We start from the raw sequence: 13,266 nt of genomic DNA, 5'->3' as shown, positions 1-13,266 counted from the left end.
CTGCCGACCGAGACAACGGGGCGAACGAGAGTCGCCCCGTTGCGCTTTTCAGGAAGACGATGAGTTCCTCCACGCAACGCACCCCGGCCATGGGTTTCATCATGGCCGCGGTGCTGATCGACATGATCTCCATCGGGCTGATGGTGCCGGTGCTGCCGCATATCGTCGGCACCTTCACCCACAGCAACGACGAGCAGACCTCGGCCTTCCTGATGGTGACCATGGCCTTCGGAGTGGCCAACTTCATCGGCTCACCCGTGCTTGGCTCGCTGTCGGACCGCTTCGGCCGCCGGCCGGTGCTGCTGATCGGCTTTGCGGGCCTGGCGCTGAGCTTTTTCGTGACCGCCGTGGCCACCGCGCTGTGGATGCTCGTTGCCGTGCGCCTGTTCTCAGGCGCCATGCAGGCCAATATCGCCATCGCCAACGCCTATGTGGCCGACATCACGCCGGCCGAAGACCGAGCGCGCCGCTTCGGCCAGCTGGGCGCGATGTTCGGCGTCGGCTTCATCCTCGGCCCCGTCATCGGTGGCTGGCTGGGCCATTACGACGTGCACTGGCCCTTCCTCGCCGCCGGCTGCATGGCCGTGGTGAACTGGTGCTACGGCTTCTTCGTGCTGCCCGAGTCCCTACCCGTTGACAGGCGCACGGGCTTCAACTGGAAGAAGGCCAACCCGGTGTCGTCCCTGCGTGGCCTGGCGGCGCTGAAGGGCGTCGGGTCGCTGGTCGTCGTCATCGCGCTGGCGTCACTGGCGCAGTTCATGTTGCACATGACCTGGGTGCTCTACACCAAGTTCAAGTTCGGCTGGGGGCCGCTCGAGGTGAGCTGGTCCCTGTTCGCGGTAGGCATCGTGTCGGTGCTGAGCCAGGGCGTGCTGCTCAAGCCGCTGCTGGCGCGCTTCAGCCCGCGGCGGTTGGCACTCATCGGCATGGGCTCTGCATCGCTGGCCTATCTCGGCTTCGGCCTCGCGACCGAGGGCTGGATGATGTATGCCGTCATCGCCTTCAACCTGCTCGGCGGTGTTGCGACCGCGGCGGTGCAGAGCATCATTTCCAATGCGGCGGGGCCGACCCGGCAAGGCCAGGCCATGGGTGCCGTGTCGTCGCTGAACAGCCTGATGGCCGTCATCGCGCCCGTCGTCGGCCTGACCTTGCTGGGCTGGGTGTCACACCGCCCGGCCACCGATCCGCTGATGGGCCTGCCCTTCTACACCTGCGCCGCCCTGCAGCTGATCGGCCTGATCGTCGCCTACCGCTTCTTCCACGGCCAGCGCACCGCTTTGCAAACCGCCTGAGTTCACCATGCAACACGACAAAGTCCTCATCCTCGACTTCGGCTCCCAGGTCACCCAGCTCATCGCTCGCCGCGTGCGCGAAGCGGCGGTGTATTGCGAAATCCACCCGAACGACGTGTCCGACGACTTCATCAAGTCGTTCGCACCCAAGGCCATCATCCTCAGCGGCAGCCACGCCTCCACCTACGAAGACCACGAGCTGCGCGCGCCGCAGGCCGTGTGGGACGCGGGCGTGCCGGTGCTCGGCATCTGCTACGGCATGTTCACGATGACGGTCCAGCTCGGCGGTGAAGTCGAAGCCGCCGATCACCGCGAGTTCGGCTATGCCGAGGTGCGGGCGCACGGCCACACCAAGCTGCTGGAAGGCATCCAGGACTTCGAGACACCCGAGAAGCACGGCATGCTCAAGGTCTGGATGAGCCACGGCGACAAAGTCACCGTGATGCCGCCGGGTTTCAAGCTGATGGCGTCCACGCCCAGCTGCCCGATCGCCGGCATGGCCAATGAGGAGAAGCGCTACTACGCCGTCCAGTTCCACCCCGAGGTCACGCACACCGTGCAGGGCGACGCGCTGCTGCGCCGCTTCGTGCGCGACATCGCCGGCTGCAAGGGCGACTGGCAGATGGGCAGCTACATCGACGAGGCCGTTGCGAAGATCCGCGAGCAGGTGGGCGATGAGGAAGTCATCCTCGGTCTGTCCGGCGGTGTCGACTCGTCGGTGGCCGCCGCGTTGATCCACCGCGCCATCGGCGACCAGCTCACCTGCGTCTTCGTCGACCACGGCCTGCTGCGCCTGAACGAAGGCCAGATGGTGATGGACATGTTCGCCGGCCGTCTGCACGCCAAGGTCGTGCATGTTGACGCCAGTGCGGCTTTCCTCGGCAAGCTCGCCGGCGTGGCCGACCCCGAGAAGAAGCGCAAGATCATCGGCGCCGAGTTCGTCGAGGTCTTCCAGGCCGAGGCCAAGAAGCTGAAGAACGCCAAGTGGCTGGCCCAGGGCACCATCTACCCCGACGTCGTCGAGAGCGGTGGCACCAAGACCAAGAAGGCCACGACGATCAAGAGCCACCACAACGTCGGCGGCCTGCCCGAGACGCTGGGGCTGAAGCTGCTGGAGCCGCTGCGCGAGCTGTTCAAGGATGAGGTGCGGGCGTTGGGCGTGGCCCTGGGCCTGCCGGCCGACATGGTCTATCGCCACCCCTTCCCGGGCCCGGGCCTGGGCGTGCGCATCCTGGGCGAGGTGAAGAAGGACTTCGCCGACCTGCTGCGCCGCGCGGACGCGATCTTCATCGAGGAGCTGCGCAACACCATCGACCCCGCCACGGGCAAGAGCTGGTACGCGCTGACCAGCCAGGCCTTTGCCGTGTTCCTGCCGGTCAAGAGCGTGGGCGTGATGGGTGACGGCCGCACCTACGACTACGTCGTCGCGCTACGCGCTGTGCAGACCAGCGACTTCATGACGGCGGACTGGGCCGAGCTGCCCTACGCGCTGTTGAAAAAGACGAGCGGCCGCATCATCAACGAGGTGCGCGGTATCAACCGCGTGACCTACGACGTCAGCTCCAAGCCGCCCGCGACGATCGAGTGGGAATGATTCAAAGGCCAACGTCACCTGGCGCCACTGCACGGGCGGCGCGGCGGTGGCGTGGGGCGCGACTTGGTAGTCATTCGGCCAGGCGAGCTGCTCAAAGGCCAACCTAACTCAAAGGCTCATCAGCTCGCTGGTGGTGCAGTCCCGACCGCGTTCCTTCGAAAGATAGAGCGCATCATCAGCGCGCTCGAGCACGCAGTCCAACGTCTCATCCGGGCGAGCTTGCGCGACACCCGCGGAGAAGGTGAAGGAGATGCCCGCGGTCGGCCCCATGGTGCTGCGCACGCGTTCAAGTGCCGTGCAGGCGTCAGCCAACTCCGTGCCCGGCAGCAGAAGCAAGAACTCTTCACCGCCGACTCGCCCGAGAGATTGGCCGGATCGCAAGTGGGTGCGAATGTGCTCGCAGAAATGACGCAGTACTGCATCTCCGCCGGCGTGGCCGTGTGTGTCGTTGACTTTCTTGAAGTGATCCAGATCCAGCAACGCCACGCAGACGGGATGCGAATGCCGGCGTGGGTCCGCGAGAGCGCTAGCGGCAAGCTTCAAAATATGGCGCCGGTTCGGGACACCTGTCAGTTCATCAGTAAATGCTGCCTGGACCGCAAGTTCGTGTGCGTGCGCCAGTTCGGCCGCCATGCGCTGGTTGGCCCGTAGCAACCGCTCGAGGTCATCCTTCTCGTCGCGCAGCGACTTGCGCTGCAGGTACAGCGCTACGAAGGCTGCCACCTTGCTCTGCATCACAAGCGGCGGAACCGGCTTCATCAGAAAGTCAACCGCACCAGTTTCATAGCCCTGAAACGTTCGCTCGGTGTCGATGCTGGCCCCGGTCAAAAAAATGATGGGCACCTCATTTGTGCGTTCATCGCCGCGCATTGCCGCGGCGAGCTCGAAACCATCTACGCCAGGCATGTTGACGTCGATCAACGCCAAGGCGAACTCATATTGACGCAGTAACTCCAACGCCACCGCTGCCGACAGCGCAGATACAACCTCAACGCCTGGGCGATCCAAGATCAGCTTGGTCGTGGACAAGCTGTCAGGATGGTCATCGACATGAAGAACGAAGGCGATGTCGCGGGTAGGCAGCGCTAGCTCCCGAAAACACTGTCTATACACGTTAGCAAGAGCCAGAGCCAAGGATGTAGCTCAGGATAAGAATTTTTCAATACGTTACTGATGGCTGCCGTCGAATTCCGCACCGAGAGCGAGAAGCGACGCAAGGCGGTGATCCCAAAGATCGCGCCGCGGCAGAGCGGCGAGTGTTCGCTTCGATGCGCTACCGAGGGCAACCACTTGGATACCCGAGCTGAAACGTTCCGTAAAAGAACCCCGTAGCGGGGTTCCCGCCACGATTTCTTGGGGCGCAGCCCCTACAAACGCGCGCTGACCGCGGTGCATGGGCCCGCGGCATTCAACGCAGTTTGAAGGACCTGATGACCGCTACGCACGACCCGCATCCCGCCCTCGCCCGGCGCTCCCTGCTTGCAGGCCTGGGCCTGCTGCCCGCCCTGCCGTTGCTGTCCAGCGCGCCGGCGCTCGCCGAGACCCGCCCGGTGCCCGCCTCGGCCAGCGGCGTCTTCCGCCACGCCGGCCTGTTGGTCACGGAGGACGACTTCAAGCGCATCCGTGGTCATATCGCGGCCGGCGAGCAGCCCTGGGCGGGCTGGTGGAACAAGCTGTGTGCCGACCGCCTCACTTCACTGGACGCCTGGCCGAGCGCGCTGCCGGCGGTCTACCGCCAGGACAGAAGCAAGGCCTCGCTGTACCGCGACATCCAGCGTGCCTGGTGCCTGGCACTGCGCTGGAAGCTGTCGGACGACCCCCGCTATGCCGACAAGGCGGTGGAGACCCTGGATGCCTGGGCGCAAACGCTGAAATTGGTCGCGACCAAGGCCGAAGGATCGACCGCCCCTGACGATCACACCTACATCCTGATGGCCGGCATGCAAGGCCACCAGTTTGCCCAGATCGGCGAGGTGATGCGCAGCTACCCCGGTTGGGCGCCGGCGAGCCTGGCACGCTTCCAGCAGATGCTGCTGGATGTGTTCGGCAGCATCTGCTCGGGGTTTCTCAAGAAGGTCTCCCTCGGCTCGCATGCCAACTGGGACATGGCCTCGCTGTGTGGCGCCATGGCCATCGGCGTGTTCTGCGACCGGCCCGAGTTGTACAGGCAGGCCTGCGACTACTACGCGGGCAACAACCAGGGCGAGCTGGCCATGTTCGGCAATGGCTCCATCGTGCACAGCGTGTACTTCATGCACCCGGGTCATTTCGGGCAGTGGGAGGAGAGCGGGCGCGACCAGGGGCATTCGACGCTGGGGATGTCGCTCGGCGGCGACCTGCTGGAGATGGCCTGGAACCAGGGTGACGACCTCTACGGCATGTACAACAACCGCTTCCTCGCGGCGGCCGAGTACGTGGCGCGCTCCAACCTCAAGGACGAGAACGGCAACGTCTACGCCGTGCCGTACGCGCCGGAACACAACCCCTCGCAGCCCCATACGGCGCGGTGGACGGAGGTCAACCAGTCCTTCCAGAACTACCGCAACGCCTGGGAACCCATCTACAACCACTACGTGAACCGCATGGGGCTGGCGGCGCCCAACGTTGCGCGCATGCTGCCCCTGTGCGAGCCGAATTACGGGTCGGGCAATGGCGACGACATGGTGTACCCGACGCTGACGCAGCGCCGGCCCGCCTATGCCGGGCCGATGAAGGCGCCCTCCGGCCTCACGTCCCCGGTGCACGACGGTCGCGTCGTGCTGTCGTGGTGGGGCAGCGTCGGTGCGACGTCCTATGTGGTCAAGCGGGCCGCCCGTGCCAACGGGCCCTTCACCCATCTGACGACCGTCGCCGCCGACCAACTCCTCACCCACACGGACACGCCGCCCAAGGGCGTCTGGTTCTACCAGGTCACCGCCCTGGGCAGCGCCAGCGCCAGCGCCGCCTCCACCGCGGTGCGGGCCGCCGTGCCCGGCGAGCGGCGCTTCTCGATGCCGCTGAATGGCAGCAACGGCACGGGCACCATCGGCGCGTTGCAGACTCCCGCCGGCCAGTGGAAGGCCGTCGCGGGCGAGCTGCTGGACGGCGCGACCTGGGGCGACGGGCGGCTGAACGACAAGGCCATCGTCTTCGACGGCAAGTCGGCCGGCCTGCAGCTGCCCGAGGGGCTGTTCAGCGGCCTGGGCGACTTCACCTTGTCCCTGTGGGCCAATGCCAATTCACTGCGCACGGACAGCTGCCTGTTCTTCGCCGGGCACGACGGGTTTTCCTACATGCGCCTCGTGCCCAAGGGCCGCGTGGGGCTGCAGTTCGCCATCACCGGCGCGGGGTTCAACGACGAGCAGAACCTGGTCGCGCCGTGGTTCATGCCCATTCGCCGCTGGGTCCATCTGGCCGTCACGCTCAAGGGCACCACTGGCCGGCTCTATGTCGACGGCACAGAGGTGGCGAGGTCCGACGCCATGATGCTGTCGCCGCGCCAGGTCGGCGACCAGGTGGCCTTCCTCGGGCGCGACTGGGGCCATGCGTCATTCAACGGCCGCATCCAGGGCTTCCGCATCGAAGCGGGGGCCTTGAGCGCCGCCGAAATCGCGGCTCTGGCGAAGTAGCGGTCGGCGGGGGCGCACCGGCGCGCCGTGCGCGTGCGCCTCATTCCCGCAGTGCTCACCGGCGCCGGTACCCGGCCCGGCAGGGCAGCTGCTGGGCGGCTGGCTCGCGACAGGTCACTGCCGACAGCCGGCTCCGGACGCTGGCATTTGATCTATGTCAAACCGCGTCACGGCGGCGTTTCTAGAATTTGATGCATCAAAAATGCATCTTTAGAGGCGCCCATGTCAGTCCCTTCCCTTCAGTTCGACTCTCGCGGATTCGCAATGAGTGACCGCGCCCCAGCGATCGTCGCCAAGCTTCACGTCCTGGCCGCCAACGAAACGCTGGAGCTGTTGATGGACGGGGAGCCCGGCTCGCTGGAGGCCCTGCTCAACGTTCACAGGCCCGGGATGTTCAGCTGGCAGAGCGTCGACCGCGGCCCGGACTTCTGGCGGGCGCGAGTCACAAGGCTTGGCTCTGCGCGCGGCACGTGCTGCGGCGCTTGCGGCGGCGCCTGACGTTCAACTGTTCCTGGCGTTCCAAGGAAATCACCATGAAATCCCGTAGCAATCTCTGGCGCTGGCTGGGGCTCATCTTCGTGCTGTCGTTCGGCGCCCTGGGCTACCTGGGCTGGCAGATCTATCTTTCCGCTCCACCCATCCCGAACCGGGTGGTCAGCGCCGACGGCGAGCTGTTGTTCACCGGCGAGCAGATCCAGCTCGGCCAGCAGGCTTGGCTGTCGGCCGGCGGCCAGCAGCTCGGCACGGTCTGGGGGCATGGCGCCTATGTCGCGCCGGACTGGTCGGCCGACTGGCTGCATCGCGAGGCGGTGGCCCTGAAGGCCCGGCGCCTGGCCGAACAGCAGCAAAGCGGCCTGACGGTCAGCGACGCGCAGCGCGCCGCCGTCGACCAGCTGGTGCGCGATGAAATGCGCCGCAACACCTACGAAGAGAGCAGCGGCGATGTGCGCGTCACCGCCGCCCGCGCCCAGGCCATCCGTGAAGTCGCTTCGCACTACGACGGCCTGTTCGGCACCGAACCGGCGCTGGACAAGCTGCGCGACCAATACGCGATGACGGCCGGCGCCTTGCCCGAAGCCGAGCACCGCAAGGCGCTGGCGGCCTTCTTCTTCTGGTCGGCCTGGGCGGCCGTGACGGATCGCCCTGGCGAGGCCGGTCTGTCCTACACCAGCAACTGGCCGCACGAACCGCTGGTCGGCAACACGATGAGCACGTCGGCCGCGATGTGGTCGATGGTCAGCATCGTGCTGCTGCTGGCCGGCATCGCCGCGATGCTGTGGCTGCACCAGGGCGACGAAGAGCTCGCCGTCGTGCCCAAGGCCGACCCGCTGCTCGGCGCCAAGGCCACACCGTCGATGAAGGCCACGCGCAAATACTTCTTCGTCGTCATCGGCCTGATGCTGCTGCAGATCGGCATGGGCGCCATCACCGCCCACTATGCGGTGGAAGGCCAGGCCTTCTTCGGCATCCCACTGGCGCAGATCCTGCCGTACACCGTCACCCGCACCATCCACACGCAGATCGGCATTTTCTGGATCGCGACTGCCTGGCTGGCCACGGGCCTGTACGTCGCGCCGCTGCTATCGGGCGCCGAACCCAGGCTGCAGAAGCTCGGCGTCGATGCGCTGTTCTGGGCCCTCATCGTCGTCGTGCTCGGCTCGACGATCACCGGCTGGCTCGGCACGCTGCAGCACCGCGGGCTGGACTTCAGCTTCTGGTTCGGCAACCAGGGCCTGGAATTCACGAGCATGGGCCGCTTCTGGCAGATCCTGCTCTTCGTTGGCCTGCTGTTCTGGGTCTTCCTGCTCGGCCGTGCGCTGTGGCCGGCGCTCAAGCGGCCTTCGGAAACCCGTGGCCTCATCGCCATGGTCTTCCTGTCGGCGACCTGCATCGGCGGCTTTTACGCGAGCTCGCTGACCTGGGGCCAGCACACCCACTACTCGATGGTCGAGTACTGGCGCTGGTGGCTGGTGCACCTGTGGGTCGAGGGCTTCTTCGAGGTCTTCGCCACGGCCGTCGTCGCGCTGATCTTCACCAACCTGGGCCTGGTGCGTGCGGCCTCCGCCAACCGCGCCATCGTCGCGGAGACCATCGTCTTCCTGTTCGGCGGCATCCTGGGCACGCTGCACCATCTGTACTGGACGGGTACGCCCACGTCGGTCATCGCAGTCGGCTCGGTGTTCTCCGCACTGGAGGTGGTGCCGCTGACGCTGATCGGCCTGGAAGCGCTGCAGACCTACCGCCGCGCCAAGGGCGTGGCCTGGCTGGGCGCCTACAAGTGGGTCATCCTGTCCTTCGTCGCCGTGGGCTTCTGGAACACGGTGGGCGCCGGCCTGTTGGGCTTCGCCATCAACCCGCCGGCCTCGCTGTACTACGTGCAGGGCCTGAACATGACGGCGGCCCACGGCCACGCGGCGCTGTTCGGCGTCTACGGCATGCTGGGCATCGGCCTGATGCTGTTCTGCCTGCGCGGGCTGTACGACCGGGCGCTGCATGCCGACCGATTCCTCAAGCCCGCCTTCTGGAGCCTGAACATCGGCCTGGCGATGATGGTCTTCCTGTCGCTGCTGCCGGCTGGCATCTACCAGGCCTACCAGAGCATCACGAAGGGCCTGTGGTACGCCCGCTCGCCGGAGGTCATCCACTCCAAGGTGATGGAGACGCTGGTGTGGCTGCGTGTGCCGGGTGACATCGTGTTCGCCGCGGGCAGCGTCTTCCTGGCCGTGTATGCGCTGTACCTGCTGCGCCGCCCCGCGGCGGACCGCCTGCCTGCAGGCGCCGCCCCGGCCCGTGGGCGCTGAAAGGATTGAAAGATGAGACTCACCGCCTTCACCGACTACAGCCTGCGCGTGCTGATGTTCCTGGCCGCCGAGCCCGACCGGCGGGCCACGGTGGGCGAGATCTGCGCGGCCTTCGACGTGAAGGCCAACCACCTCACCAAGGTCGTGCACCACCTGGCCAAGCGCGGCTGGGTGAGCACCGTGCGCGGCAAGGGCGGCGGCCTCACGCTGGCCCGGCCGGCGGCGCAGATCCGCATCGGCGAGGTGGTGCGCGACACCGAGGGCCAGGCCCTGCCGGCCGAGTGCTTCTCGGCCGAGGCCAGCCATTGCGCCATCGTCAGCCACTGCCGGCTCAAGGGCGTGCTGGGCGAGGCGGTGCAGGCCTTTCACGCCGTGCTGGACCGCTACACGCTGGCCGACATCACGGCCAACCGTCAGCAGTTGGTACAGCTGCTGCACTTCATGGCGCCGGCGAGGTCGGCGCCATGACGGGCATGGCCTATTCCTACGAAGGGCCGGAGGAACTTCGGCAACCCATCCTGGCGGCGCTGCGCCGCGTGGTGGACCCCGAAGTGGCGATGTCCATCGTCGATGTCGGCCTGGTCTACGGCGTGACCGTCGAGGCCGAGCGCGTCAAGGTGCTGCTGACCATGACCTCGGCCGCCTGCCCGGTGGTGGACGTCATCGTCGACGACGCCTGCACCGAGCTCGACAAGGTCGTGCCGGTCGACCAGCGCATCCATGTCGAGGTGGTGTGGGAGCCGCCCTGGACGACCGATCGCATGAGCGACCGGGCCAAAGCCTTCATGGGCTGGTAGGGCAGGGGATGCGACGCGCTCCGGGTCTGCTGCCGCGACTGGCCTTCGCGGGCCTCGCGGTGGTGGCTCTGGTGGCCGGCATTGCCGGCGGCCTGGTGCGAGCCGGGGTCGCCGTGCCCGTGGCGAGCGCGGCCGTCGCTACCCATGCCTTCCTGATGATCTGCGCCTTCATGGGCACCGTCATCGGCATCGAGCGCGCCGTGGCCCTGAAGCATCCGGCGGGTTTTGCTGGCCCGCTCGCCTCGGGCGCTGCGGGCCTGGTGATGCTCTCCGGCGCGCCAGGCCTGGCCGCATGGCTGGCCGCGGGCGCGTCGCTGGCCTTTGTCGGCGTGAACCTGGCCGTGGTCAGGCGGCAGCGGGCCGCGCACACGCTGCTGTTGCTCGCCGGCGCAGTAGCCTGGGCGGCCGGCAGCCTGCTGCACGCGCTCGGCCTGATGGCCGGCGCCGTGGTGCCGCTGTGGTTCTGCTTCCTCGTGTTCACCATCGCCGCCGAGCGGCTGGAGATGACGCGGCTGATGCGCCGCCATGCCGGCGCCGGCCCGGCCTTGCTTGCCATCCTGGCCGTGGCGGCCTGTGGCGCGGTGTTGTCCGGCCTTGTCGCTGACGTGGGCGGCCTGCTGTATGGCTTGTCTCTGGCAGCGCTCGCCAGTTGGCTCGCGGTGTTCGACATCGCACGCCGCACGGTCCGCGCCGCGGGGCTGAGCCGCTACATGGCCCTGTGCCTGCTCACCGGCTACTTCTGGCTGGCCGTTGCCGGCCTGGCCTGGGCGGGCACGGCGCTGGGCCTGCCGTGGCGCGACGCCGCTCTGCATGGCCTCGCGCTGGGCTTCGTCTTCAGCATGGTGTTCGGCCATGCCCCGGTCATCCTCCCCGCCGTCGCCCGCGTGAAGCTGGCGTTCGGCTGGCCTTTCTACCTGCCACTGGCGCTGCTGCATGCGTCGCTGGCCGTGCGTCTCGGCGGCCGGTTCGACGCCCGACTGACGGCCGCAGGTGCCACCGGCAACGCGCTGGCCATCGCTGCATTCGTGCTGACGCTGGCTGGAGCAGCCATCGCCTGGCGAGCTCAACGGAAACCAACACATGATGCCCTTGCTGAGAATCGATGAGCCCCCGCCGGCCGCGCCCGCGGGCTTTGCACTGTTCGCGCTGGGCTTTCGGCCCTTCTACCTGCTGGCCAGCGTGTTTGCCGCGCTGTCCGTGCCGCTGTGGGCGCTGCAGTTCTCGGGTCTGCTGGGCCACGCCTATCTGGCCGGCCCGATCTGGCATGCCCACGAGATGCTGTTCGGCTTCACGCTGGCCGTCATCGTCGGCTTCCTGTTCACGGCCGGCCGCAACTGGACCAACCTGCCCACACCCACCGGCTGGAAGCTTGCCGCGCTTGCCGCGCTGTGGGTCGCCGCCCGCGTGCTGGTGCTGACGCCTTTTGCGCTGGCCGCTGCCGTTGCCAACGTCGCCTTCCCGCTGGCCGCGGCCATCAGCCTGGCCTTGCCTTTCGTGAAGGCTGGCAGCCGGCGCAACTACTTCTTCATCGGCCTGCTCGCGCTGCTGGCGCTCGCCGCCGGCTGCGTGCATCTGGCGCAGTTCGGCGTCGACTTGGTGCCCGGCTGGCTCGGCATCCAGGTGGCGCTGGACGTGGTGCTCTTCATCCTGGCCGTCATGGGCGGGCGCGTCATCCCGATGTTCACGAACAACGGCGTGCCAGGTGCTGGCGCGAGCCGCAACGCCTGGGCCGAAAAGGCGGCGCTCGGCGGCGTGCTGGCCCTGCTGGCTGCCGATGCAGTGGGCTTGCACGGGTGGCCGCTGGCCGTTCTCGCGGCCGCCGCCGGTGCCGCCCACGCCTGGCGCTGGGCGTTGTGGCGGCCCTGGCGCACGCTGCGTGCGCCGCTGGTGTGGGTGCTGCACCTGGCCTACCTGTGGGTGCCGGTGCATCTGCTGCTGCGCGCGCTGGCCGAAGCCGGCTGGCTGATGCCGTCGCTGGCCACGCATGCGCTCACCGTGGGCGCCGTCGGCGGCCTCGTCATCGGCATGATGACCCGCACCGCGCGTGGCCACACCGGTCGGCCCTTGAAGGCTGACCGCTTCGAGGTCGCCTGCTATCTGCTGGTTGCCGCCGCGGCCGCCGTGCGCGTGCTTCTGCCTTTGATCGCGCCTGCCCAGATCGTCCACGCGGCCCTGGCCTCGGCGCTGCTGTGGTCGGCGGGCTTTGGCCTGTACGCGGTGCGCTACTGGCCGGTGCTGTCCCGCCCGCGCCTCGACGGCCGACCCGGCTGAAATCAACGAGACCCAACATGAAACTACCCAGCTACTTTGACGAAGTCCCCCGCCTCACGATGCAGGACCCGCTGGCCCGCGTGCTGGGCTGCGCCGAGGACGGCATCCTCGACTACGGCTTCGCCGACGCCGTGCGGCTGACGGGCCATGCCTGCGTGGCCGTCGCGTCGGCCTACTGGCTGACCTGGCTGGCGCTGGAGCAGCTCTACCCGGACGGCCTGTCGCAGCGCGGCGGCATCAAGGTGGAGTTCCGCGACGATGCGCGCTCCGGTGGGACCGGTGTCGTCGCGACGGTGGTGCAGATGCTCACGGGTGCGGCGGGTGGGTCCGGCTTCAAGGGCCTGGGTGGGCGCTTCAGCCGGGCCGGCCTGATCCGCAGCAAGCCCGACCTGGTGCTGGCGCTGCGCTTCACCCGGCTCGACACGCAGGCCGCCGTGGACGTGGGCGTGGACACGACCTCCCTGCCGGGACAGGCGGAACTGGATGTGCTGGTGGCGCTTCTCGCCTCCGGTAAGGCGGCGCCTCAGGACGAGAAAGACCTCGGCGAGCTGTGGCAGGCGCGCGTGCGCTCGCTGCTGCTGGAACGCGGGCGTGATCGCACGGTGTTCATGGTCCGGCCGGTGCATCGGCTGCGCGGCGCGGCCGGCTTTCCCCACATGCCGGAGGCCGCGGAGGCGTTCGCGTGAGCCGGAGGTTCCCGATCCGGCCGGCGAACCCCGGGCGCATCTGCTGGGGCTGCGACCGCTATTGCTCGGCCGATGCGCTGCAATGCGGCAACGGCTCGGTGGCCACGCCGCATCCGAGCGAGCTGTTCGGCGACGACTGGATGAACTGGGGCCTGGACGCCCCTGCGGCCGCGGCCGAACCCGCCGGGCCAGCGGGAACGGTGGCGGAGTGATTCGT

General features: G+C 67.8%; 12 protein-coding genes. 11 read left to right on the top strand and 1 reads right to left on the bottom strand.

The annotated features are described in order from the left end of the window. Positions 1 to 59: 59 nt before the first annotated feature. Both AC1DW0_RS19810 and guaA read left to right on the top strand, forming a co-directional pair. Positions 60 to 1,292, top strand: coding sequence for a TCR/Tet family MFS transporter (locus AC1DW0_RS19810; RefSeq protein WP_056197908.1), 1,233 nt, complete (start codon positions 60 to 62; stop codon positions 1,290 to 1,292). Between the two features lie 7 nt (positions 1,293 to 1,299). Continuing rightward, a complete protein-coding gene (gene guaA, locus AC1DW0_RS19805) occupies positions 1,300 to 2,886 on the top strand; it encodes a glutamine-hydrolyzing GMP synthase (protein ID WP_477858991.1) in 1,587 nt (528 codons plus the stop codon). Between the two features lie 108 nt (positions 2,887 to 2,994). Here the strand turns inward: guaA and AC1DW0_RS19800 are convergent, their stop codons facing one another. Further along, positions 2,995 to 3,999 (bottom strand): GGDEF domain-containing response regulator, encoded by a 1,005-nt coding sequence (locus AC1DW0_RS19800; protein WP_457392053.1) that lies wholly within the window; start codon positions 3,997 to 3,999, stop codon positions 2,995 to 2,997. A gap of 317 nt (positions 4,000 to 4,316) precedes the next feature. Here AC1DW0_RS19800 and AC1DW0_RS19795 point away from each other — a divergent pair, with 317 nt between their 5' ends. The 9 genes from AC1DW0_RS19795 to AC1DW0_RS19755 all read left to right on the top strand — a co-directional run bounded on the left by AC1DW0_RS19795 (position 4,317) and on the right by AC1DW0_RS19755 (position 13,261). After that, positions 4,317 to 6,494: a LamG-like jellyroll fold domain-containing protein gene (locus AC1DW0_RS19795; RefSeq protein WP_477947535.1), complete on the top strand. Its 2,178-nt coding sequence runs from the start codon at positions 4,317 to 4,319 to the stop codon at positions 6,492 to 6,494. Between the two features lie 222 nt (positions 6,495 to 6,716). Next, on the top strand, positions 6,717 to 6,992 hold the full coding sequence (locus tag AC1DW0_RS19790; protein WP_457391961.1) for a DUF2249 domain-containing protein: 276 nt from the start codon (positions 6,717 to 6,719) through the stop codon (positions 6,990 to 6,992). Positions 6,993 to 7,027: 35 nt separating this feature from the next. Then, positions 7,028 to 9,295, top strand: a complete 2,268-nt coding sequence (locus tag AC1DW0_RS19785; RefSeq protein WP_457391964.1) for a nitric-oxide reductase large subunit — start codon at positions 7,028 to 7,030, stop codon at positions 9,293 to 9,295. Positions 9,296 to 9,307: 12 nt separating this feature from the next. Continuing rightward, on the top strand, positions 9,308 to 9,763 hold the full coding sequence (locus tag AC1DW0_RS19780) for an Rrf2 family transcriptional regulator (protein WP_056197900.1): 456 nt from the start codon (positions 9,308 to 9,310) through the stop codon (positions 9,761 to 9,763). Next, the gene (locus AC1DW0_RS19775; protein ID WP_477947531.1) at positions 9,760 to 10,092 is read left to right on the top strand and encodes a metal-sulfur cluster assembly factor; all 333 of its coding nucleotides are present in this window, start codon (positions 9,760 to 9,762) and stop codon (positions 10,090 to 10,092) included. The genes AC1DW0_RS19780 and AC1DW0_RS19775 overlap by 4 nt, the downstream gene beginning before the upstream one ends. Positions 10,093 to 10,100: 8 nt before the next feature. Continuing rightward, positions 10,101 to 11,198 carry a hypothetical protein gene (locus AC1DW0_RS19770; protein WP_457391970.1) on the top strand — a complete coding sequence of 366 codons (1,098 nt, stop codon included), beginning with the start codon at positions 10,101 to 10,103 and terminating at the stop codon, positions 11,196 to 11,198. Next, on the top strand, positions 11,173 to 12,363 hold the full coding sequence (locus tag AC1DW0_RS19765) for an NnrS family protein (RefSeq protein WP_477947529.1): 1,191 nt from the start codon (positions 11,173 to 11,175) through the stop codon (positions 12,361 to 12,363). Before AC1DW0_RS19770 ends, AC1DW0_RS19765 begins: the two co-directional genes overlap by 26 nt. Before the next feature lie 17 nt (positions 12,364 to 12,380). Next, positions 12,381 to 13,049, top strand: a complete 669-nt coding sequence (locus AC1DW0_RS19760) for a hypothetical protein (protein ID WP_477947527.1) — start codon at positions 12,381 to 12,383, stop codon at positions 13,047 to 13,049. After that, complete coding sequence (locus AC1DW0_RS19755) at positions 13,046 to 13,261, top strand: DUF3079 domain-containing protein (protein WP_057296394.1); 216 nt, start codon at positions 13,046 to 13,048, stop codon at positions 13,259 to 13,261. The genes AC1DW0_RS19760 and AC1DW0_RS19755 overlap by 4 nt, the downstream gene beginning before the upstream one ends. The last annotated feature ends 5 nt before the right edge of the window (positions 13,262 to 13,266 follow it).

This window comes from Roseateles sp. P4_D2 (assembly GCF_056401875.1).
This window is presented reverse-complemented; position numbering and strand designations above follow the sequence as displayed.